The sequence below is a fragment of the Psychrobacter pacificensis genome (genome assembly GCF_900101915.1).
Lineage (GTDB): Bacteria > Pseudomonadota > Gammaproteobacteria > Pseudomonadales > Moraxellaceae > Psychrobacter > Psychrobacter pacificensis.
Window position 1 is genome coordinate 45,476 of sequence record NZ_FNAL01000006.1, and the last position, 21,746, is coordinate 67,221.

Annotated in this window: 21 protein-coding genes and 1 pseudogene; 11 read left to right on the forward strand and 11 right to left on the reverse strand. The window is 43.7% G+C overall.

The genetic code is table 11. The features are described 5' to 3' along the window. Positions 1-102: 102 nt before the first annotated feature. The gene (coaBC, locus tag BLR43_RS05045) at positions 103-1,497 is read left to right on the forward strand and encodes a bifunctional phosphopantothenoylcysteine decarboxylase/phosphopantothenate--cysteine ligase CoaBC (RefSeq protein WP_093069285.1); all 1,395 of its coding nucleotides are present in this window, start codon (positions 103-105) and stop codon (positions 1,495-1,497) included. A 42-nt stretch (positions 1,498-1,539) separates the two neighbouring features. Beyond that, positions 1,540-2,322: a sulfite exporter TauE/SafE family protein gene (locus BLR43_RS05050; protein WP_093069288.1), complete on the forward strand. Its 783-nt coding sequence runs from the start codon at positions 1,540-1,542 to the stop codon at positions 2,320-2,322. Positions 2,323-2,477: 155 nt separating this feature from the next. On the opposite strand, the gene BLR43_RS05055 is transcribed toward BLR43_RS05050, so the two are convergent. The 4 genes from BLR43_RS05055 to BLR43_RS05070 form a co-directional block, all read right to left on the reverse strand. Continuing rightward, positions 2,478-2,684 carry a DUF2905 domain-containing protein gene (locus BLR43_RS05055; RefSeq protein ID WP_071002974.1) on the reverse strand — a complete coding sequence of 69 codons (207 nt, stop codon included), beginning with the start codon at positions 2,682-2,684 and terminating at the stop codon, positions 2,478-2,480. Positions 2,685-2,740: 56 nt separating this feature from the next. Next, a complete protein-coding gene (locus BLR43_RS05060) occupies positions 2,741-3,658 on the reverse strand; it encodes a histone deacetylase family protein (protein WP_071002975.1) in 918 nt (305 codons plus the stop codon). A 109-nt stretch (positions 3,659-3,767) separates the two neighbouring features. Continuing rightward, positions 3,768-4,541, reverse strand: coding sequence for a type III secretion system chaperone family protein (locus BLR43_RS05065; protein WP_093069291.1), 774 nt, complete (start codon positions 4,539-4,541; stop codon positions 3,768-3,770). A 30-nt stretch (positions 4,542-4,571) separates the two neighbouring features. Continuing rightward, a complete protein-coding gene (locus tag BLR43_RS05070; protein ID WP_227674123.1) occupies positions 4,572-5,681 on the reverse strand; it encodes a hypothetical protein in 1,110 nt (369 codons plus the stop codon). Between the two features lie 162 nt (positions 5,682-5,843). On the opposite strand from BLR43_RS05070, the gene ccmA reads away from it, so the two are divergent. The 5 genes from ccmA (at position 5,844) to ccmE (ending at position 9,254) form a co-directional block, all read left to right on the forward strand. Further along, positions 5,844-6,473, forward strand: coding sequence for a heme ABC exporter ATP-binding protein CcmA (ccmA, locus tag BLR43_RS05075; RefSeq protein ID WP_093069294.1), 630 nt, complete (start codon positions 5,844-5,846; stop codon positions 6,471-6,473). 135 nt (positions 6,474-6,608) lie between these two features. After that, on the forward strand, positions 6,609-7,265 hold the full coding sequence (locus BLR43_RS05080; protein WP_093069425.1) for a heme exporter protein CcmB: 657 nt from the start codon (positions 6,609-6,611) through the stop codon (positions 7,263-7,265). A 230-nt stretch (positions 7,266-7,495) separates the two neighbouring features. Then, positions 7,496-8,284, forward strand: coding sequence for a heme ABC transporter permease (locus BLR43_RS05085; RefSeq protein ID WP_093069296.1), 789 nt, complete (start codon positions 7,496-7,498; stop codon positions 8,282-8,284). 16 nt (positions 8,285-8,300) lie between these two features. Next, positions 8,301-8,522, forward strand: coding sequence for a heme exporter protein CcmD (gene ccmD, locus BLR43_RS05090; RefSeq protein WP_058025464.1), 222 nt, complete (start codon positions 8,301-8,303; stop codon positions 8,520-8,522). A gap of 231 nt (positions 8,523-8,753) precedes the next feature. Continuing rightward, a complete protein-coding gene (gene ccmE, locus BLR43_RS05095) occupies positions 8,754-9,254 on the forward strand; it encodes a cytochrome c maturation protein CcmE (RefSeq protein ID WP_071002979.1) in 501 nt (166 codons plus the stop codon). An 82-nt stretch (positions 9,255-9,336) separates the two neighbouring features. Here the strand turns inward: ccmE and BLR43_RS05100 are convergent, their stop codons facing one another. From BLR43_RS05100 to BLR43_RS05130, 7 genes are all read right to left on the reverse strand, one after another. Further along, positions 9,337-10,185 (reverse strand): aldo/keto reductase, encoded by an 849-nt coding sequence (locus BLR43_RS05100; RefSeq protein ID WP_093069299.1) that lies wholly within the window; start codon positions 10,183-10,185, stop codon positions 9,337-9,339. Positions 10,186-10,648: 463 nt separating this feature from the next. Beyond that, a complete protein-coding gene (locus BLR43_RS05105) occupies positions 10,649-11,629 on the reverse strand; it encodes a MetQ/NlpA family ABC transporter substrate-binding protein (protein ID WP_093069302.1) in 981 nt (326 codons plus the stop codon). A gap of 169 nt (positions 11,630-11,798) precedes the next feature. Continuing rightward, the gene (locus BLR43_RS05110; RefSeq protein WP_071002982.1) at positions 11,799-12,485 is read right to left on the reverse strand and encodes a methionine ABC transporter permease; all 687 of its coding nucleotides are present in this window, start codon (positions 12,483-12,485) and stop codon (positions 11,799-11,801) included. A 19-nt stretch (positions 12,486-12,504) separates the two neighbouring features. After that, positions 12,505-13,275, reverse strand: a complete 771-nt coding sequence (locus tag BLR43_RS05115) for a methionine ABC transporter ATP-binding protein (RefSeq protein ID WP_167669385.1) — start codon at positions 13,273-13,275, stop codon at positions 12,505-12,507. A gap of 254 nt (positions 13,276-13,529) precedes the next feature. After that, positions 13,530-15,581 carry a sensor histidine kinase gene (locus tag BLR43_RS05120; RefSeq protein WP_093069304.1) on the reverse strand — a complete coding sequence of 684 codons (2,052 nt, stop codon included), beginning with the start codon at positions 15,579-15,581 and terminating at the stop codon, positions 13,530-13,532. A 76-nt stretch (positions 15,582-15,657) separates the two neighbouring features. After that, a complete protein-coding gene (locus BLR43_RS05125; RefSeq protein ID WP_058025471.1) occupies positions 15,658-16,380 on the reverse strand; it encodes a response regulator transcription factor in 723 nt (240 codons plus the stop codon). Positions 16,381-16,695: 315 nt separating this feature from the next. Further along, positions 16,696-17,952 carry an efflux RND transporter periplasmic adaptor subunit gene (locus BLR43_RS05130; RefSeq protein ID WP_071002985.1) on the reverse strand — a complete coding sequence of 419 codons (1,257 nt, stop codon included), beginning with the start codon at positions 17,950-17,952 and terminating at the stop codon, positions 16,696-16,698. A gap of 679 nt (positions 17,953-18,631) precedes the next feature. Here BLR43_RS05130 and pilG point away from each other — a divergent pair. The 4 genes and pseudogenes from pilG to BLR43_RS05150 form a co-directional block, all read left to right on the forward strand. After that, positions 18,632-19,009, forward strand: coding sequence for a twitching motility response regulator PilG (gene pilG, locus BLR43_RS05135; RefSeq protein WP_057761576.1), 378 nt, complete (start codon positions 18,632-18,634; stop codon positions 19,007-19,009). Positions 19,010-19,192: 183 nt separating this feature from the next. Beyond that, the gene (locus BLR43_RS05140) at positions 19,193-19,555 is read left to right on the forward strand and encodes a response regulator (protein ID WP_071002986.1); all 363 of its coding nucleotides are present in this window, start codon (positions 19,193-19,195) and stop codon (positions 19,553-19,555) included. Between the two features lie 3 nt (positions 19,556-19,558). Beyond that, positions 19,559-20,089 carry a chemotaxis protein CheW gene (locus tag BLR43_RS05145; RefSeq protein WP_071002987.1) on the forward strand — a complete coding sequence of 177 codons (531 nt, stop codon included), beginning with the start codon at positions 19,559-19,561 and terminating at the stop codon, positions 20,087-20,089. A 516-nt stretch (positions 20,090-20,605) separates the two neighbouring features. Then, positions 20,606-21,679: pseudogene (locus tag BLR43_RS05150) on the forward strand (methyl-accepting chemotaxis protein); the annotation flags it as partial. Between the last annotated feature and the right edge of the window lie 67 nt (positions 21,680-21,746).

Here is a 21,746-nt window from a genome sequence, read left to right on the forward strand (position 1 = left end):
ATTGTTATCTGAGGTAAATACGGAAAATTTTACCCAATTTATCTCATAGTTGTTACTATAAGCGCAATTTTATCTTTTCACTTTTTTATTGATGCTACGCTTATGTCCAATATTGTGCTTGCTATTACTGGCGGTATCGCCGCTTATAAATCTGCTATATTTGCCCGCTTGTTGATTAAGGCAGGCTTTGATGTGCGCGTCATTATGACGATAGGCGCACAAGCATTTATCACACCGCTGACTCTGCAAGCGTTGACGGGTAACGAGGTGCATGTCTCATTACTCGATGAGCAGGCAGAAGCGGGGATGGGGCACATTGAGCTGGCTAAATGGGCGGACTTAATTGTCATTGCCCCTGCGTCCGCCAATACGCTCGCACGTCTGGCTATGGGAATGGCTGATGATTTGTTGACCACAGTGTGCCTTGCCACAACCGCACCAGTCATTATCGCTCCTGCCATGAATCAGCAGATGTGGGCGCATCCTGCGGTAAATCTGAATGTACAAACCCTACGTGATATGAACTATCAGATTATCCAGCCAGCCAGCGGTGAACAAGCGTGTGGTGACGTGGGCGCAGGGCGGCTGCCTGAGCCTGAGCAGTTGTTAGCTGAGGTACTCTTGTTCAAAGCAATGAACACGACGCCGCAATTATTAGCAGGCAAAAGAGTGGTCATTACCGCAGGACCTACAGTAGAAGCAATTGATCCTGTGCGCTATTTGTCCAATCATTCTTCAGGAAAAATGGGCTTTGCGTTGGCACGAGCTTGCGTGGCGGCTGGCGCAGAGGTGATCCTAATCGCTGGTGGTAAAGTGGCATTGCCCACGCCACTTAATGTCACACGAATTGATGTGCTGTCTGCCAAAGATATGCTGATCGCTGCCCAGCAATGTGTGGATGGTACGCATAGCGAGCTTCAATTGGATCTTGAAGATGAGCATGACCATTCTCATGAGCACGCACATGAACACGCACATGAACATAGTCATTCTCACACCCATGACCATCATGGCGATTGTGGTTGCGGTGATGAGCATGAACTACCGCAGGCTTATACTGAACACCAATTCGTAAAGGCAGATATCTTTATCGCGACCGCCGCAGTAGCAGATTATCGTACTGAAGAAGCCGCACCGCAAAAAATTAAAAAGACACAAGATGCTATGAATCTCAGCTTGGTTAAAAACCCTGATATTTTAGCGACGATTTCTCTTGCTCATCCAGAACTGTTTGTCGTTGGTTTTGCCGCAGAAACACAGGATGTCGAGCGTTATGCGCGTGGTAAGCTAGCTGCAAAAGCGCTAGATATGATTGCCTGTAACGATGTCTCACGGGCAGATATTGGTTTTGCTAGTGACGATAATGCCATGCAGGTATTTTTCTCTGAGCGCTATGAGCGTGATGCGATAACGTTAGACAAAGCCAGCAAAGACAAGATCGCTGAGCAGTTAGCCAGTATTATTGGTGAAACAATCGCTCAATGTCAAAACAGCTAGTGGTATAAATATAGGCGCTGAGCCTCAAATGGTATAAACAATATGACTAATATAGCTGGTGACGATAGCACTCAGATGCTAGTGCTGACGCTCATTTTTGCGCTGGCATCGCTGCTACACGGTATTAGCGGACTTGGTGCGACGCTCGTCACGACTACCGCGCTTGCTAGCATGTACCCATTGCCATATGCCATTGTATTGGTGATTTTCCCCTCGCTAGTGGTTAATATCATGACTTGGCTAGCAGGTGGTGAGCGCAGTGTTTGGCAAAACTTCATTTATTATGGCAGACGCTATTGGCTGTTGGCGCTTACCAGCTTGCTAGGCAGTATTCTAGGTGCGAAGCTACTGCTATGGGTCGATAGCGCTTATATCCTTTTATTGTTGGCGGCGGTCATTGGTTTTTATGTCACCAGTAGCGTGCTGGGCAAACAAATCCGCTTAGCAGATACGAAGCCCATGTTGATTGCTGTTGGTTTTGGTGCAGGCGTCATTGGCGGCTCGACCAATGCGATGTCGACCATACTGATGATGTATCTGCTCTCTGCCAGTGATGATAAAAACACCATCGCCAAAGTCGGCAACATGTGTTATTTCTTAGGCAAAGTGGCACAAATTATCGTGTTGCGTGAGCCTATCATGGCATTGAGTAGCGATGAGTGGCAGCTGATTGCCTTGCTCAGTGTGATATCTATTGTTACGCTTTTAGTCGGAATTCGTCTACGTCGTTATTTGCCACAAGCGCGTTTTCGTCAGCTTATTTTATTGATTCTAGTCGTGCTTGGAATACGCGTGGGCTGGCAAGGCGTGATGGCGTTTTTGTAGTATGGTCAGTAATAAACAGAATCAAACCATCAACTATTACAGGCTACTGGTATAAATCTTGCTTACGTGCTGCTATCGTTCGATGCGGCACAAACAACCTCCCAGTAGCACTGACTCGGTTTAAAGTAAGTTGACTATAGGGAGTGTTTTTCAGGTTAACGATTGAATAAATTTAACACGATGGTCGCGATAACACTGATAACTACCATAGTGACCACTGGAAAATAAACCCGTGTATTGCCTGAGGTGTGTTTGATATCGCCTGGCAGATTGCCGAACCACGAAAAGGCATTGGGAAAAACCAGCCAAATGACCCCGACAACCACTAACACGATGCCAATTACAATCAGTATTTTTGCCATATAAGCCTCGCTAATCTTATTTTACTCTTTTGTCTCCACCATACATGCGCTGAACCTTAACCAGCTATTTCACCAAAATACAGCTGCTGTGCCACTCGAAAGGTATTGCAGTGCGCCTCGACCACATCTTCAATATTTTCAGAATAACCCCCACCCATGACGATAGCAACTGGAATGCTAGCGGCTTTTGCTTGCTCAAGCACATATTCATCACGAGCTTTGCAGCCTGCTTGCGTTAAGCCAAGTTTACCCAGTTTATCGGTCGCCAGTACATCAACTGCAGACTGATAAAAAATCATATCTGGTGCAACTTCAGTAATCAAGCATGGTAGGGTGTCTTTTAATAACCTAAGATAGGTCGCATCGTCTGTATTATTATCGAGCTCAATGTCTAGGTCAGAGACTTGTTTGCGAAACGGGTAGTTCTTAGCGCCATGCATGCTAAAGACAAAAACGCGTGGCTCATCCGCCATGATGCTGGCATTGCCATTGCCTTGATGGACATCCAAATCCACAATCAAAATTTTCTTCGCTTGTCCGCGATTTAATAATAAATTGCTGGCGATACAGACATCGTTAAACACACAAAACCCCTCGCCATGATCGGCAAATGCATGATGGGTGCCGCCCGCGACATTCATCGCCACACCGTATTGCTGAGCATATAGCGCGCACTCATAAGTTGCATGGGCGATATAGCGACCGCGCTCCACCAACTGCGGTGTCATCTCAAACCCAATTGCTCGTGCCGCCTTTCGCGGTAACGTTTGGGTTTTGAGCTGATACCAGTACTCTGCTGTATGAGTGGTCAAAATCTCCTCTTCGCTTAAGCAGGCAGGGGCAAAGAAGTTATCTTGACTGACCGTGCCCTCACTCAATAAGCGCTCCGGAATCAAGATGTATTTTTGCATGGGGAAGCGGTGCTTTTCGGGCACAGAGTAGCGAAAGACGTCAGAGTAGGCAATTTTTAGCATAAGAATTCTAGCTTAATATTGATGGTTTTTTGGATATGCAAATAGATAGATGAGCGACCGCTAAGTGCAGCCTCATTGCGTAAACTATATGAGTGAATAAACTGACGCATTACTGAACAAACTGCGTCGGTAAAAAGAATGTGCGTGCATCTGATTGCTGGCGCAGCTCTGTCAGTAATGTCTGCATATCTTCAGCAGGGTTCTGATTATTAATCAAGTCGCCAAATAGCTCGCTTGCAACCGTGGCCATCGCAACGACGCTTTGTAGTGAGTGCTCAATGATCTCAGTATCGATACCAACCGCTTCGACATCGATCGCATTTTTGTAGCGTATTTCTCCATCATTGACATCCATCTCTAGGTTGCCAATCAGCATGTCATAGTTAATTTGAGTGATGAGTAGTAGGGCAGCGCTCTGATGACTCTCTGGTATCAAAAATGGCAAAATGCCATAGATTGCTAACAGTTTATTTTTTTCCTGAACACGAAACAGGTAACCACAGTCTATTTTTTTATGACGCATTCTTAGGGATAAATGATGCGATTGCTGGCTGTCGCCGGTTTTGGGGCGATAGTGCGTATAGTGCCATTGCTTATCATTGAAGTATTGCTTTAGACAGTCAACAATGGGCGTGTCACTATGATTTTGTGTCTCTGAACTTGGGTTGTCAGTTTTGAGGTGAGACGCATTTGCTTGCGCTTTCTCGTTGCTTTGAATAGTATCATCTTTGGGTGCAGTTTTAGAGGCAGTATTATCAATATCGCTGTCAGCAAGTGATGACTGTACTGGCTCGCTTATACCATCGATTACTGGCTGCGGGGCAGAAGCCGTCAATAATCGTTTGATTTTTTGCCATAAGCTGAGTTTATTGGGTTGACTCATAATAGTATGCTAACAAATAAAAGTTATAAATTAATCGTGATTGAGAGCCAAACCTTCTTTAATAGTAGGCTGTGCATAGAATGCTTCTAGCATGTCACGAATATGAGCCGTTAACCAAGGCGTTTCAATGGCGTCGTATACGATAGGTAATAGAGCGCTGCTACATTGCGCCATAGCCTCTTCATTGATATGCAAACTCGCCGCAATGGTCGCTATCGTGTCGGATTGATGATTGGCATACCAAGTATCAATACTCGCTGATACCAAACTGTGTAGATAGGGTGACAGTCGCAGGCGGTTGTAGCTTTGCTGGATACCCGCTTCGATATGGTCGATACTGCTGTTATTAGGCTCATCGCTTAAGTAAGTTTGTAGCTCACTGATTGGTTGGTCTTTGATACGATCCCAGCCCATGACCATCAGACGCGCCACTTCTTGATTTGACAAATGCGCTTGTGCATTGGCTTCAGCTTTGCGCGTCAAGTCTTTGATATTGCGATGCAAGTACGTTTGTAGTTTTTCATCGAGGTTTCTATTGGTCGCTTTCTCAAACGAGCTGCGCCCAAGCTTCATCAGTTTACCAACACCGCCCGCTTTATCAAGCGTGGTCTCCATAAAATCATTGATAGCGTGATAGAGCGTTTGGGTCAATAGATCCGCAAAGGTTTCGTTACCCACCAGCGTATGAATGAGGACGTTACGCTGCTGCTCATGGCTACCAATATAGTTAGCAAGGGTCTGAATTTGGGTGTCATCGACCAGCTCAGACAAAGGCACGTTGTCATTGACTGGATGATAGATAATGGTATGCAAAATGTCACGAATATCTTTGCGCATTACATCAGTCATTGGCTGATTTAACAGCCAGTCTTTCATTAAATGCTGTAAATGGTCACAGGTGATGTAGTTGCTTAAGGGCTGAGCACCAAACCAGCGCCAAGCTTCCATCGATAAAGGCTCGGCCTGCTTGTGCAACCACTGCTGCATAAAATCAACTTGCGCGTCAATCAAGCTGTCTATCGTCAAGCGGCTGGTTAATGGTGCTTTTGACAAGTTGGTGTCTACATTGACACTGTTAGTCTCCGCATCTGGCATTTGATTTTGGCTATCTTGTGAAGTCTGCATAGGTTTTGAAGTCATATTTTGAGGTCGTATTTTTTTGAGTTCGTACTTTTTGAAGTAAGAGTAATCGACAATTTGTTATACTGTGTGTTTGTGGTGAGCATAGGGTATTATGCCACGAACATTACCTTTGTTTGTGATGAATATTGACTGCTGCTTGATAAATAACCAGAGGTTTTGATGACGGTTTTGGGTACGCCTGTACTAACGCTTGATGAGATGACGGTTCAGCGCGGCGAGACACCGCTCTGTGAAGGGGTGACGCTGCACTTGTCAGCGGGTAGTATTTGTCATCTGATTGGCGCAAATGGAACTGGAAAAACCACGTTGCTTATGCAGCTGGCAGGATTATTACCGGTTTTAACAGGTGAGATTTCTTATCAAGGTCTATCAGGTCTACCTATTCAACCGTTATATGTTTCGCACCAGCTTGGTATTCATCCAAATCTAACCGTAGCACAAAACCTGACATTTTTATTAAACTTATATGGCATCACGCCTAGCGCTACTGATATTGACGATGCACTCACTTGGGTTGGGCTACAAGGGTTTGAAACGATCAGCTCGAGTCATCTATCCGCTGGTCAGACACGGCGCATCACGCTGGCAAGATTGTATTTATTGACGCCAGCTATCACACCGCTGTGGTTACTTGATGAGCCGTTTACCGCGCTAGATGTCGATATGGTGGCACGTATGGAAGCACGGTTATGCGACTTTGCGCAGGCTGGCGGCTCGATACTCATGACCAGTCATCAGGCAGTAGGTGTCGCCAATCAAATGCTCGATTTGTCAGATTACATGGTCTAAATGTGACTGCTATCAGTACCATCAGTATCGGTAAAAGGATAAATAATGACAGACAGTCCAATGCAAGTGAGCACAACCATAACCGCGAATAAAAAATCAAATGTTATTGTCACAACGCCGCGCAGTATTGGGTTTATGCAGTTGTGGCGCCGTGAATGGCAAGTCAAGCAGCAAGGAGCGGTACAATGGTTGTACCCATTGGTACTGTTTTTAGTGATTATCACCTTGTTTCCACTAGCGGTCGGTAGTGAGCCTGCGCTTTTGCAGCGTCTTGGCGTATCAGCCGTGTGGATTGCTGCATTGCTGTCCTTGGTGATGGGTGTTGATGGCTTGTTCAAGCCTGCGCTTGATAATGGTACGCTTGCGCAATTGGTCGTCGCCAACGCATCACTACCGTTATGGGTATTGATTAGACTGGTCATTCATTGGATTTTTAGCAGTGGTATTGTGGCATTGCTTAGTCTGCTTGCTGTGCCGCTATTTCAGCTGAGTTGGTTTGAAGCGTGGATATTGATGGCGTCTATCGTGACAGGCAGTCCGATGCTTTTGATGCTATCCGCAGTCGCCAGTAGTTTAACGCTGTCATTGAAGAATGGCGCGGTGCTAGTGCCTTTAATTGCTTTGCCGATGCAGCTGCCTGTATTAATTTTTGCTACAGGCGCGGTTGATTTATTTGCGACTGGTTTAAATGGTTTACCCATCTTGGCGCTATTGCTGGCAGGAAGTATTATATCCGTCCTAGTGATGCCATGGGTCATTGCGCTGACCCTAAAAATGTCATGGCTCAATTGATCAATACATTTGCCAGATATTAAAAAACCCAGTCGTCTAAATCCAGTTATCTAAACGCCATGTATTAACATCGTGTTGAAAACGGGCAATTTTGCTATAATAGTCAATTGAATACGTAAATAGCTCTTTGTAGATTCTATCCAGTGTTTAACGCCAGCAGGTGAGCTGATAGTGTGCTTTTGTAGGCCACATCGGTCATGACCAGTAAGCTGTGTAATAGGTTTATTCCCATGCCCAACCTGAATAACGTCTCGTCTCCTAGCCTATGGCAGCGCATTTGGCAGGGCTTCTTGACCACCGTAGGCACCAAGCAGTTCTTTCAGATTTTTAGTCCTTGGGTCAAGTGGCTCGCGATATTAGCCAGTATATGTTTGCTCATTGGAAGTATTTGGGGGCTTGCTTTTGCACCGCCTGATTATTTGCAGGGCAATAGCTACCGTATTATTTTTATCCATGTTCCAGCAGCCAGTCTTGCTATCTCTATCTATTTCTCCCTTGCCGTCTTGGGGGTGATTTATTTGGTGTGGAAGATTAAGACAGCCAGTCTGGTCGCGCAGGCACTTGCTCCGATGGGGTTTTTGCTTTGTGTGATCAGTTTGCTCACAGGGTCTATTTGGGCCAAGCCAACATGGGGGACCTACTGGGTATGGGATGCGCGTCTTACTTCAATGCTGATATTAGCGTTTCTGTATGCAGGGGTGATGGCGCTGTTTGCTGCTTTTGAGCACACGGCCAATCGTGGCAAAGCGGCTGCTATTTTATCTATTGTTGGTGCGGTGAATCTACCGATTATCAAGTACTCCGTAGAATGGTGGAATACCTTACATCAAGGGGCCACTTTTAGTCTGACCGAAGCACCGAAGATGTCAGCTGACATGTGGATGCCACTGTTGCTCATGATTATCGGTAGTTATTTGTTGGTTGCGACCATGGCGATTTATCGTACCAATACGCTGATCTTACATCGTGACCAAGGCAAAGCGTGGGTCAAAGAATACATTCGTGCTCAACACAAATAACGGCTAGGAACCTACTATGCAGCCTTACTTTTATAGCATATCTGAGTTTGTCGCCATGGGTAAGCATGGGGTCTTTGTATGGTCATGTTGGGCGATTACCATCGGTGTGATGCTGGCCTTTATTATTTATAGTCGCAGACAAAGACAAGCGCTTATCAAGCAGCTGACGATTCAACAAGCGCGTCAGGCACAGCGCACGACCAAAAAATCCACACCGATCACCAAGCAATCTGACTGAGAAAATATATGAATATCAGGGTTTTAGCGTAAGAAACTATATGCTTTTATTGACAAAAATATGACCTCGCGAGTAGCTATAGGGCTTATTGATTTGTCCGAAAAATGCTATCATATAGCTATTATATCGGGAGGGCTGGTTGACTTATAGATCTCGCCATTTTCCCTCAAATATTGTCTATTTGATAATTTTATCGTTTATAAAGTAGCGACTCATCAATGAGGTAGTGGTATGAATGCAGTTCGTCGGAAAAAGCTGATGTGGGTGATGTTTACGCTGGCAGGTGCAGCTGTAGCAGTCATATTGGTTATTTATGCTATCGGGCAGCAAACCGACTATTATTTTGATGCGACCGCTATCGCTCAAGGTGAGGCGCCTCAAGACAAGCGTATTCGTGCTGGTGGTATGGTGGTTGCAGGTAGTGTGCAGCGTGCAGCAGACAATCCATTGAATGTTGAGTTTGCGATTACTGACTTTCAATCAACCGTACCTGTGACTTATCAAGGTATTTTGCCAGACTTATTTGCCGAAAACTCAGGTGTGGTAGCCACCGGTAAAATGCAAGGCGATACCTTTGTCGCTGGTGAAGTATTGGCAAAGCATGACGAAAACTATATGCCACCAGAAGTCGCTAAATCCATGAAAGAAAACAATCGTAGCGGGGCAGTGCCTTCTTCTGAACAATATAATCCTGCCGAAAGAATCCATGAAACGGAAACGTTACAACAGTAATTATCATAAGTATCAACCATATATAAAAAAGGCCACCGATTATCGGTGGCCTTTTTTTGAGCTGAGACTATTCAATCAATGATTAGTCATCCCATTCAGGGCTATAATCAGGATGCTCAATCTTGCGACCATTCGAGCTTGCTAAGCTGCCAATTTTCTCTAACTCTTCTGCACTTAGCTCGACGCCTACTGCATCTAAATTGCCTTGCAGGTGATCAGGGTTAGACGTTTTTGGGATGGCAACGCGGTGTTTGTCTGATAAGATCCATGCCAATGAGATTTGTGCTGGCGTGACGTTGTGCTTATCTGCAATCTCTTTGATGATATCGTTATCGAATACATCGCCACGTGCCAGTGGTGAGTAGGCTTCAAGCAAAATATGATGATTGTTCAAAAATGCCTGCAAGGTATCTTGCTTGATAAACGGATGGAATTCTACTTGGTTTACGACAATAGGTACATCCGCATATTTTTTGGCTTCGATGATGTGATCAATATTAAAATTAGACACACCGATATGGCGGGTCAACCCTTGCTTTTGCAGCTCACACAAGGCAGGGATGGTCTCAGATAATGGTACACGATCATCTGGCCAATGCAGTAGTAACAAATCAACGTACTCTACATCCAAATCTTTTAGAGACTTTTTAGCTGCAGCTTTGAGCTTTTCTGGCTCAAATTTCATGTCATCTGGAAAAATTTTGGTCGTCAAAAAGAATTTATCGCGCGCCACGCCGGATTGCTTGATACCTTCACCCACTTCTTTTTCGTTGCCATAAGCTTGGGCAGTATCGATATGCTCGTAGCCCATTTCTAGGGCTTTTTTAACCACGTCTACGCAGTCTTGACCAGTTGATTGCCAAGTACCCAGTCCTAAAACGGGAATATTTGCTTGTCCTGCGGTACGAATATTATAGTTTTTAGTCCTCATATTTTTATCCTTATAGTCAATCCACTAAAAAAGCGTTACAGCGTTAACCTCGCTTGAAGTATGACGTATACATCTGCACTCGGTTGCCTTGTACCACTCTTAAATTGGATCAACTATATTTTATTTATAATTTATAGTATGTCTTGAGTTAAAAATGATTTTAAACAAAACATTTAATACAGTTGATGTTAGTAGGAAAACTTAGCAGTTGTTTAGCTCATCTAATAATCAAGTTTGTCTACTATAAGAAAAACTAGAGCAAAGTGGAAGAGCGTGTGACGCATCCCTACAAAGGACAAACAGGCTGTAACGTGAACTCGATAACCTGTTAGGATGATAGAAAGCTTAAAAAGAGGTAAGATCAGCAAAACGAAAACATTAAAAAACGCCCACCACGGTTAAGTGATGAGCGCCTATAATCATTGAGGTACCCGTATGGCTGGGCACTGATGATGTTAGTGTCTTACTGAGCCGCGGCTTCTGTTTCTACCGTTTCAGTACTGTCAGTTTTAGCTGCGGTATCAGTGCTTGCACTAGTGTCAGAACCCCAGATTTTTGGGTACTTGTAGCCAGGGAAGGTTTCATGCGCGTACTTTTTGAAAGCCTCTGAGTTATAGGCGTTGGTGACATCTTCAACCCATTTCTTACCAGTATCAGCAGATTTGATCGCTGACCAGTTCACATAAGCAAAGCTTGGCTCTTGGAACAATGCTTCGGTCAGCTTGATGCCAGAGTCAGTTGCATAGTTACCGTTGATTACTGCAAAGTCAACTTCATCACGCGCGCGTGGTAATTGAGCCGCTTCTAGCTCAACGATATCGATATCGTATTTGCTGTTGTCAGCGATGTCAGCTTTTGATGCAGTCAATGGGTCGATACCGTCTTTTAGTTTAATCCAGCCAAGATCGTCCATCATGACCAACGCACGAGCAAAGTTACTTGGATCGTTCGGTGCAGAAACACTCATGCCTTTGAATGCTTCATCTAGGCTAGACTTTTTGCCTGAGTAGATACCAAGTGGTGCGGTTGGTACTTGGAATACTTCAACGAGATCAAGGTTGTTCTCTTTTTTGAAGGTGTCAAGATATGGCTTGTGCTGGAAGATGTTGATGTCCAAGTCGCCTTCTGCCAAGGCAAGGTTGGGACGAACATAATCAGTAAATGCAACTAACTCAACCTCATAACCCTGAGCTTCAAGTGTGCCTTTTACTTGGTTACGAACCATATCAGCAAAATCACCTTCAGTCGTACCGATAACAATTTTGGTGTGTTCAGGATCGATGTCACTAGTACTCGCAGTCGTTTCTGCAGTGGCACCTTCGGTAACAGGCTCTTGGTTCGCTTCTGGCGCTGATGAGTTGCTGCAACCAACTAAGACCAAACCTGATACGCCAACCGCGGCAAATGCGGTGGCTAACTGACGGCTGATATCTGTTAGTTTCATAATATGTCCTTAATAATGAATAAAATTGAGTGAAACATTTATCGTCTGAACATTAAAAAAGCAACATTATAAATAGTAATGCTGCTTTTTTGTGAGAGCTGAGATAAGGGTTGAGTGTTGCCAAAAATAAACCTAGTCGCTCGTAATGTCAAGTATTCTCTAAAGCGGTTTAACGTTTGTCTAAACGATTGGCGAGCCAGTTGCCAGACGCTTGAATCGATATCACCATCACTGACAACACCAGCACGATAAAAATCATCACCTCGGTCTGATAGCGATAATAGCCATAACGGATGGCCAAATCACCCAAACCACCACCGCCGATCATACCAGCCGCTGCTGAGTAAGAGAGTAAGCTGATACAAAGAATAGTGACCGAGAGTACCAATCCTGAGCGCGCTTCATTGAGCAGTACTTTGATGATTGTAAAAGGTCTGGCGCCCATCGATTCAGTTGCTTCAATAATACCGCGCGGTACTTCACGCAAATTTTGCTCAACCAAACGCGCAAAATAAAACGAACCTGCAATCGCAAGGACGAGAGAGGCGGCGATAGGACCGATACCAGTACCGACGATAGCTTTGGTAAACGGACTCATCGCAATCATCAAAATCACAAAAGGGAAGGCGCGCATAAAGTTGGTAATGGCGCCAAGTACGCCATACAGTGTTTTGTTTTGCAAAAATTGTCGGTCACTAGACAAAAACAAGAATACGCCAAATAGCCCGCCGATAAGAATAGCGACCGTGGTTGAAATACCAAGCATGATAAACGTATCAACAAACGCACTCATAATCTCTTTGCGTAGGGCAAGCAGCTTGTCTATAGAGGCGGATAATTCAGTACCAGTTAACATATTTATTTCTCCTGCCTCATTAGTCCTCAATGACTAAACCTTTGCCAATCGGGGTAGTTGCCTGAATCAGACCATCTCGTACATCTGCCACTTCTAATAGCTGACCTTGATGCAATAATGCTGCGCGATCACAGAGTCTGCGAATGACGCTCATCTCATGGGTTACGATGACGATGGTCACACCAAGTTGCTCATTGATATCGCACAAACAAGTCAGCAAACTGCGAGTCGTTGCAGGGTCAAGCGCACTGGTTGGCTCATCGGCCAGCAACACTTTTGGACTCGGGGCAATCGCGCGGGCAATACCGACACGTTGCTTTTGACCGCCGGATAGCTGCGCAGGATAATGTCCAGCGCGATCAGTTAAATCGACAATCTCAAGACATTCCATAACGCGTTTATGAATATCGCGGCTAGGATAGCCTGACACTTTTAAATTAAATGCTACGTTGTCAAAAACCGTTTGATTAGACATGAGATTGAACTGCTGAAAAATCATACCGATATTATGACGAGCAATACGCAGTTCACTGGCAGATAGCGTGGTCAAGTCAGTACCGTCTATCACCACTTGGCCTGAATCTGGGCGCTCAAGCATGTTAATCAAGCGCAACAAGGTCGATTTACCTGCGCCTGAATAGCCCATTAGACCAAAAATCTCGCCTTGTTTGATAGACAGAGAGGTTGGCTCAACAGCAGTAAACCAATGTGGTTTGCCGTCTTTGTCTTTGATTGATCGGTCGCTTAAAAACCTTTTGGTCACATCGTTTAAGACAATCATGTCATTCATGGAGGGCTCAAAATTCAATAAATTTTTTAATGGTCATCGTGTGTCGTTATGCTTCTATTACTAGATAAGAAGCCCATCAAAACGACAATAGTCAATAACCGTATAATAAGGGGCGGTAATATAGCATATTATCAGTCACTTTGGATATGCACATCCGTGACTGACTTATGATGAATAGCTATTAAGGAAGGAATGTTTGAGGGGTATCAGTGGGAGTAATATCAACAAAGTAACGTATTTTCAAATATAGCTGACTACTCATGCTGATTGTAATGAGGGTTATGTTCAACGGGTATGGCGACTAAAAAGCGAGTATGACCGTTTACCGTATCAGTAGTGATCCGCCCTTGATGCGCGGTGACAATCTGAGAAACCAAAGAAAGCCCCAACCCTGACCCTTTATTCTTTTGCTGTAACCGTACGAAGGGACTAAACACTTCTTCGCGTTTCTCTTCAGGAATACCTGTGCCTTCATCAATCACCGCTAGCACCGCATATTTTGGTAGGGGACGTACAGGCTCAGTTTTTGCCTTTTTGAGATGCTTAGCAAATAAGCCTTCTTTGCGCGGTGTGGCTGCGGCTTCGTTATTATTTTGGGTGTTGGCTTTAGCACTGTTTTTCGCTTTATCTTTGCTGCCATTTTTGTGGATAGTTGTATCAGTTGCTACTTTGTCAGTTTTTCTATTGCTATCGTTTTCAAGAGCATGCGCACGATTGTCAATTTTTTCGTCTGTAGATTCGATAAGATTATCGTGTACGCCTTTATTAGAGTCTAAAGTGTCTGTAGAATCAGGAACGGCCTTCCAAATCACTTTATCTAAATCGGTGCTAGCAATATGAGCATTAGGTTTTACAGAGCTTGGGGTGTTTTTAATAAGGTTAAGAGCTGTATTTACATCTTCATCGACTGTTAGATTTTCGCCATTCTTGTAGATTGGCGGTGCTGGCAAGACAGCTATTGGCTCGACTGAATCAATTTTGTCTTTATTGCTCAGAGTAGAGTCGGCATTTTCGAGTGAAGCAGACTCCTGCTCATCACTATTGGTATCAAGCGACCCTTCATAAGAGTCAAAATCCAACAAGCTATTATAATCGGTGAAACTGCTAGAGAGCACGGTCTGCAATAGGTAATCAGGAACAGTGCCAGCATCTTCGATAGTCTGCACGCCGTACAGTAACACGGTAACGGGCGGCTTGCCATGAAGCATGGCATTGGTCAGTAGATTGCGAATGAGATGAGTCAACATTGATGATTGACCATCAATCATGATGTGCTCACCAATCAACGTGGCTTCAGGATAGTGCTGACGTTCTTGATTGACCAAATCGTATAAATCCAAGTTTTCAATTTGCTGCAAGGCATGACCTGCGTCTAGACGGCTGACCAACAATATACTTTCGACCAAATCATTGAGACCTGACAGATCGCGAGTGATGGCATGAGCGCGTTTATCAAACTTGGCTTTGGTGTCAGATGGTAGCGCACCAGCCAACATATCCATCATTTCAATCTGCAAGCGAATGCGCGTGATAGGCGTACGCAGCTCGTGAGAAGCATGCGCCAATAATAAATTGTTGGCATCAACGAGGTGCTCAATCTTTTGCGCTGCTTGGTTGAACCCACGCGCCAATGAGGCAATTTCGTCATTACCACGCGCGTTCACTCGAACCGTAAAATCCCCATCCCCTAACTGAGCCATCTGCTGACTTAACTGATCAATACGCCATGTCATGGTACGGGCAATCAGCCACAGAACACCTGCCATAATAATGAGCAGCAACAACGTACCTGTAAACAGATTCAGCGCTGCAGAAAGCACGGGCTTTTTAGGAGGTAAACGTGACTCATACAGCAGAGTATAGCCAGTGCTGCTATAGACTTGAGCCTGCTTAGTAGGGGATGTATCTGCAAACGAAGGAAAAACACGTGAAAATAAAGATGGCGTAGGTGGTAGCTCTAGCGGCAAATCGCTATTATCGGTTTGCATGAGCAACCGACCTTCGCTGTCGTACAAGCCCATTTTGGCCTGTAGTGACTCATCAAAAATATCAAAGCTTTTTTTGACAACAGCTAGCATAAATCGTGATTGTAGGCGATTGTCCTTACTGATAGAGATATTTAACTCATGCAGAAAGGGATCAATTTGACCCAAAATTTGCGTGGCCAATATTTCTGAGCGGATTCCTGCGTCCTTGTCACGCACCAGTTGGGTCAATAGCACCATAGCAACTGCAAATAAAGTAAGTGCCAGCATAACGCTGGCAAATAGTTTGACAAATACGGAACGAAAACCCAATTGCTGCATTAAACAATCTCTGTTATTGGACACTAATATCGACTGAGCTTAATATGCTCTCTATCGATTAATCCGTCTTTTATGATCAAACCTGATCAGTGGCAAATTGATAACCAACGCCGCGCACCGTGATAATGCGTTTTGGTTGACGTGGGTTGTCTTCGATCAAAGCACGCAGACGTGAAATATGCACATCAATGGCACGATCGATGTTGTCTGAGCTGTCGTCGTTTGGCATTGCCTGCCAAAGCTGCTCGCGATTTAGCACTTTGCCAGAATGGGTAGCAAAATAGTGTAGTAATTGGAACTGATGTGTCGTTAAACGTACAGGCTCATCATCGATAGTAACTTCGTGACTGTCAGGGAACACACTCAAACGACCAAAAGTTAAGCTATCTGACTGGCTATCTGCTTGGTTTGGCTGCTCGTGACGACGGATAACAGCACGGATACGGGCAAGAAGCTCACGCGGCTCGAAAGGCTTTGCGATATAGTCATCAGCACCCATCTCCAAACCTAACACGCGATCAGTTGTATCCCCTTTTGCGGTCAGCATAATAATAGGCACTTTATTGGTCATATTATTCTTGTTGCCACGAATTTTTTGACATACTTGCATACCATCCATGTCAGGCAGCATCAAATCAAGTACGACCAAATCGATATCACGCTCTTTGGTATCTAATAGATCAAGGCCTTCTTGACCCAAACCTGCATGATGGACGTCATAGTAATTCATGGTCAAATAATCACTGATCAGCTCTGCTAAATCTGGATCATCTTCAATCAATAAAATCTGCTTGCTCATGGGATATCCTCTAATTGTTCTTATAATTTGCCAAAGGTCTAATGTGTGCTAGTCGCTTAACTATGCTAGTCGCTTAACTATGATAGAAGTATCAGTAGTTTTTACATTCTATGCCATTAAACCTCTGAGCCTCTAAGTTTTCAGGTGTTTTAGAGTACTGAACTATCATGATGATAAAAATACGTAGTGATAAAAATAGTCCTAAATACTCGGATAGTGCTATATATAGTACGACTATATTGCCTAATGATGCTGTTACAAAACAAGATAGGCTTTGTTAATGTTTCTACCAAATGTAACTGTCAGCGTGAATGGCTATGACACGATGACTTTTTTGCCTTCAGAGTCAATAGGTAAGTCAGCCAAGCAAATTAAACTATCGTTACTCACACCAGCAATCAAATATTGTTGCGTGGTCGGATCATACTCAACAACCTCAATAGGCTGGCGTGTCAAACGCTGGTCTTGGCCAATAATCCAGACATTGGCAGTCAACGGTTTAAGCGGCATATATGGCGGTTTTTGTAACTCTGTTAAGTCAACATCATGCAAGGCGCGCTTAGGCACGATAGTACCTACGTCTATTTGTCCATAATTGACTCGCCCCGTGACCTTCATTTCTGGTTGTAGCTTGTCACGGCTGGCTTCATTGTCAATGACGTTAACATACACCAACAGTTTTTTTGGCTGGCTGGTAGGCACAAGCTTACTGACCTGACCTGTAAACTTGTCAGTGATACCTTCGGTCGTAAAATTGACAGTCTGACCAACTGAAAGCTGAGGCTCCGCTTGAATGGGTAGTGTCGCCGCAAAGTGCAATTTGGTCTCGTCACTAATTTCTAATAGGGGCGTGCGCGCCGCCATTTTTTCACCAGTTGTGGCATATAGGTTTTCTACACGACCTGAAAAGCTAGCAGCTATCGTCACCAAATTATATTGTGGGTTCGGTTTTTTAGTAGCAGCTTTTATACCATTACCATCGGTGTTGTCACTATTATCTGTGACAAGGTTTGCTGCTGACGACTCTTTTTTATCATTGTTAGTATTATTTACATTAGCATCATTATCAACAGATAAAGCCTTAGTAGAGCTAGAGTCAGAATTGTCGTCGATACTTGGTGTACTCTCTGGTTTCTTATTATTGGTAGTGCTTGTCACTATCTCTTCTTTAGAAGAGTTGGCTTCTGTAGATGTGTCTGATTTTACGGTAGGATCACTCACCGCCGCCAAACGCCTGACAACTAGTAAAGGCGTACCTTTTTCTACCCATTGACCTTCGCTAACGAACGTTTTTTCTATATTGACGGGATGTACTGCAACAAATTTGGTTTGTTTGATAGGCTCGATGCTACCTTGCAGCCCTAGACTTGGCTGATAACGGGAAGACTTTATACTGAGTATGTGTTCTGGTGTGATCGTGACACTATCACTGGTAATGACAACGGGGGAGTCTGCCGTTGCCGTGTTTTCGGGAGCGACTGATTCATTCTCAGATGGTGAGGGTTGACAAGCAGCAAGCAATAAAACGCTGAGCAAGTAGAGGCTTTTTTTGGAATGTTTAAAGGCTGTCATAGCAGTCACCGTTATAGTCGTCGTTTCATTATATAGTGAATAGATACGCGGTGGAACAATTGCGCCACACTTACTAATCTTAGATAGCGTAAGCGTTTGTCATAAGAAAATAGATGAGGTTGCCGACTTATTAAATAAGAACAGCGGTTTATGATACTCATTAGTTAGAACATTAATTCGCTAATGACTGGAAAAGCATCAATAACTGTGCTAAAACAAACATAACGAAATACTGTGATACATTTTTATCACAAAAGAAAATTATTCAGCAATGTGGTTATTGATTCTATATAATGCAGGGATATCATAAAGTTGGTTGCCTCGTTGTTTAAATGACGTTGTCACTGACAGTAAATGAGTTCAAAAACTTTTGAGTGTTTTAAGAGATAATACGACTTTGCTTGATGGTTATAGAAGTAAAATATTAGGCCTAAAAAGCTAAAAATCGCACTCAATTTTATGAGCTTATTACGAGCAAAGTGCGTATAGTAACTCATGTTGACGCTGTGTTTGATGGGCAGACACTGATAAAAGGTATTCACTGTCATAAAAGGTCTAATGAAGTCTCAGTCTTTTGTATTGGTCTCATATTGACTGATATCATGACTTAAGATGAGTGTTAGAGCTTTATATAGACAGAGAGCGTTACGAATAAATAGTCGTTCATAGGATAATGATAATGGAAAATAATTTTGAAGGTTTGAAAGTAATGGTGATTGATGATTCAAAAACCATTCGCCGTACCGCAGAAACCTTGCTACAAAAAGCGGGTTGTGAAGTCGTAACCGCTATAGATGGCTTCGATGCCTTAGCAAAAATTGTTGATAACAACCCAGATATTATTTTTGTCGACATCATGATGCCGCGCTTAGATGGCTATCAGACTTGTGCACTCATAAAAAATAACCCTGATTATGCTAATAAACCCGTGATTATGTTGTCATCTAAAGATGGCTTATTTGATAAAGCCCGTGGCCGCATCGTCGGATCTGATGAGTATTTGACCAAACCATTTAGTAAAGATGAGCTTTTTGATGCGATTAACCAGTACCGTTAATCAGCTCTATAGACTCAAATATAGTGATTGCTAAGATTAAAAATAATGACTCACTATTTAAGTGACTAACATACTAAGTGACTAGCATAAAAATAAATCACGAATAAGTTGTTGGCCATTATTTTCAGTCGTTTTATCAACAATATATCCTCATAGATATTTTAGAAAATAAAGGAAAATCCTATGGCTACCGTTTTAGTCATTGACGACTCACCATCAGAAATGGCGAAATTTCGCGACATGCTTTCTAAAAATAACTTTCAAGTACTAGAAGCATCAAATGGCGAGCAGGGCTGTCAGATGGCAGCTGATCATCTGCCAGATGTCATTTTAATGGATGTAGTAATGCCAGAAATGAACGGTTTTCAGGCTACGCGGAAAATCACTCGCGGCAAAACCACCGCTCATATACCTGTCATTATGATCAGTACCAAAAATCAAGAAACCGATAGAGTGTGGGGCAAGCGTCAAGGTGCCAAAGAGTATATGAATAAGCCAGTCGATGAAAACGTATTGGTCAATATGATTCGCAAAGTGATGGAGTAACTTGTGGCCTCTAGAGGATTCATTGAGCTTCTGCGTCTAGCAGATTTGGCACGTGCGCGCAAAAGCGGTCGCCGCGGTGGTCAAGAGTTTGATTGGCAAGGGGTGGTATTTGAGATTGGTGGTCAGCGCTTAGTTGCTCCTATGGGTCAGGTATCAGAGGTGTTATCCATGCCAGAATACACTAGCTTACCTCTAGTAAAGCCTTGGATGCTAGGTATTGCCAATATTCGCGGACGACTACTACCTCTGACGGATTTGTCACGCTTTTTACAAGTGCCAAGCCGCTTGCCACAGCTAAGCCAGCGCAAAGTTATTGTGATCGATCACGATAATAACTTTTCAGGGCTACTGGTCGATCAAGTGCTTGGTATCGAACAGTTCACTCAGGAACATTACCGCCCAGAAGCGATTGATTCCAATTCACCATTTGCACCTTATAACCATGGTAAGTTTTTGAAAGACGAGCAGGAGTGGTACGTTTTCATGCCAAGCTTGCTGGCACAAGATCTGCAGTATTCAGATGCTGCGATATAGTAATCGACAATAAAATATCTATTTATTCGGTAACGACAGATTAATAGCGGCTGACACGATACAGTGGAATGTCAGTATTTATACAGGCTTTGCTAATCATTGTTTTGATAACAACAAGATTGTCAAAGTCAGTCACGATAAGACTTTGACGATTGTTTGAAAGGGATACGCAAGATGAGTGATGTTAAAAGAAAACCTGTAGCTGGTACAGGCAACACAACTGTAGAAGGCAAAGAGACCAATAATACGTGGAATCTATTATTAGGATTTTTTATTCTGCTGAGTGTGGTCTGTGTCGTTTGGTTGGCTAACGCGGTGTTATCGGTGAGTCAAGACTTTACTAACTTTAATCAAACAATTGTTTTACCAGCACTTGTCTTTGCTATTGGTGCTTTGGGTATTATGTTTGCCTCGTATCAATTGCTTAAGCAACGTGGGGGATCGGAGCGTTTGCTGATTGAAAAAGAAACCTTACGCCGCCGTCAAGAAGCAGAAGCAGAGTCTGAACGAGCTCGTCAAATTCAAGAAGAAAATGAACGTAACCAGATCGCTATTCTACGCCTACTTGATGAGTTAGGGGATTTGGCAGAAGGTGATTTGACGGTCAATGCTACCGTGTCAGAAGACTTTACAGGGGCAATTGCTGATTCAGTCAACTTCGCAATTGACCAATTACGTCAATTGGTCTTGGTTATTAACAGTACTGCCGACCGAGTTGCACAGTCTTCAGATCAAACGCAGATGAACGCTGTTGAGCTTGCTGAAGCTTCTGAACATCAAGCGCAAGAAATTGCTGGTGTATCAGCCGCTATTAATGAGATGACCGTGTCAATTGACCAAGTTTCGAATAATGCGTCAGAGTCTGCGACGGTTGCTCAGCGTTCAGTTGCCATTGCCTATAATGGGGCAGAAGTTGTACAGCGTTCGATTGAAGGTATGAACGTTATTCGTGATCAGATTCAAGAGACATCGAAACGTATCAAGCGCCTTGGTGAGTCTTCTCAAGAGATTGGTGATATCGTTGGCTTGATTAACGATATTGCAGACCAAACCAACGTTCTGGCATTGAACGCCGCCATTCAGGCATCGATGGCAGGTGAGGCTGGTCGAGGCTTTGCAGTTGTTGCTGATGAGGTTCAGCGTCTGGCTGAGCGTTCAGCGAATGCGACCAAACAGATTGAAACGTTGGTAAAAACCATTCAGGCGGATACTAATGAGGCTGTTATGTCGATGGAATCGACGACATCTGAAGTAGTACGTGGTGCTCGTTTGGCAAAAGATGCTGGTGAAGCACTAGAAGAGGTACAGAGCGTTTCTAACACGTTGGCTGACTTGATTCAGAACATCTCAAATGCTGCATTACAGCAGGCTGAATCTGCTGGCCATATTTCTCATACTATGAATATCATTCAAGATATTACTTCACAAACCTCATCTGGTACGTTGGCCACAGCACGTTCTATTGGTGAGTTGAGTGAAATGGCTGCCGCACTACAAGAGTCGGTTACTGGCTTTAAAGTATCGAACGATGATGAATTGTTAGATGATGAAATGATTAACTCTGAACAAACCTTATCAGAAATTGTCTAACCTTTTAGCTTGAATATTGAATCGGTATTGATACGTCTTTTTGTATAAGATTTTAATTAAAATGCTG

Coding starts and splice junctions, on each gene's coding strand:
- coaBC (WP_093069285.1), top strand. CDS start 103: ATGTCCAATATTGTGCTTGCTATTACTGGCGGTATCGCCGCTTATAAA.
- BLR43_RS05050 (WP_093069288.1), top strand. CDS start 1,540: ATGACTAATATAGCTGGTGACGATAGCACTCAGATGCTAGTGCTGACG.
- BLR43_RS05055 (WP_071002974.1), bottom strand. CDS start 2,684: ATGGCAAAAATACTGATTGTAATTGGCATCGTGTTAGTGGTTGTCGGG.
- BLR43_RS05060 (WP_071002975.1), bottom strand. CDS start 3,658: ATGCTAAAAATTGCCTACTCTGACGTCTTTCGCTACTCTGTGCCCGAA.
- BLR43_RS05065 (WP_093069291.1), bottom strand. CDS start 4,541: ATGAGTCAACCCAATAAACTCAGCTTATGGCAAAAAATCAAACGATTA.
- BLR43_RS05070 (WP_227674123.1), bottom strand. CDS start 5,681: ATGACTTCAAAACCTATGCAGACTTCACAAGATAGCCAAAATCAAATG.
- ccmA (WP_093069294.1), top strand. CDS start 5,844: ATGACGGTTTTGGGTACGCCTGTACTAACGCTTGATGAGATGACGGTT.
- BLR43_RS05080 (WP_093069425.1), top strand. CDS start 6,609: ATGCAGTTGTGGCGCCGTGAATGGCAAGTCAAGCAGCAAGGAGCGGTA.
- BLR43_RS05085 (WP_093069296.1), top strand. CDS start 7,496: ATGCCCAACCTGAATAACGTCTCGTCTCCTAGCCTATGGCAGCGCATT.
- ccmD (WP_058025464.1), top strand. CDS start 8,301: ATGCAGCCTTACTTTTATAGCATATCTGAGTTTGTCGCCATGGGTAAG.
- ccmE (WP_071002979.1), top strand. CDS start 8,754: ATGAATGCAGTTCGTCGGAAAAAGCTGATGTGGGTGATGTTTACGCTG.
- BLR43_RS05100 (WP_093069299.1), bottom strand. CDS start 10,185: ATGAGGACTAAAAACTATAATATTCGTACCGCAGGACAAGCAAATATT.
- BLR43_RS05105 (WP_093069302.1), bottom strand. CDS start 11,629: ATGAAACTAACAGATATCAGCCGTCAGTTAGCCACCGCATTTGCCGCG.
- BLR43_RS05110 (WP_071002982.1), bottom strand. CDS start 12,485: ATGTTAACTGGTACTGAATTATCCGCCTCTATAGACAAGCTGCTTGCC.
- BLR43_RS05115 (WP_167669385.1), bottom strand. CDS start 13,275: ATGAATGACATGATTGTCTTAAACGATGTGACCAAAAGGTTTTTAAGC.
- BLR43_RS05120 (WP_093069304.1), bottom strand. CDS start 15,581: ATGCAGCAATTGGGTTTTCGTTCCGTATTTGTCAAACTATTTGCCAGC.
- BLR43_RS05125 (WP_058025471.1), bottom strand. CDS start 16,380: ATGAGCAAGCAGATTTTATTGATTGAAGATGATCCAGATTTAGCAGAG.
- BLR43_RS05130 (WP_071002985.1), bottom strand. CDS start 17,952: ATGACAGCCTTTAAACATTCCAAAAAAAGCCTCTACTTGCTCAGCGTT.
- pilG (WP_057761576.1), top strand. CDS start 18,632: ATGGAAAATAATTTTGAAGGTTTGAAAGTAATGGTGATTGATGATTCA.
- BLR43_RS05140 (WP_071002986.1), top strand. CDS start 19,193: ATGGCTACCGTTTTAGTCATTGACGACTCACCATCAGAAATGGCGAAA.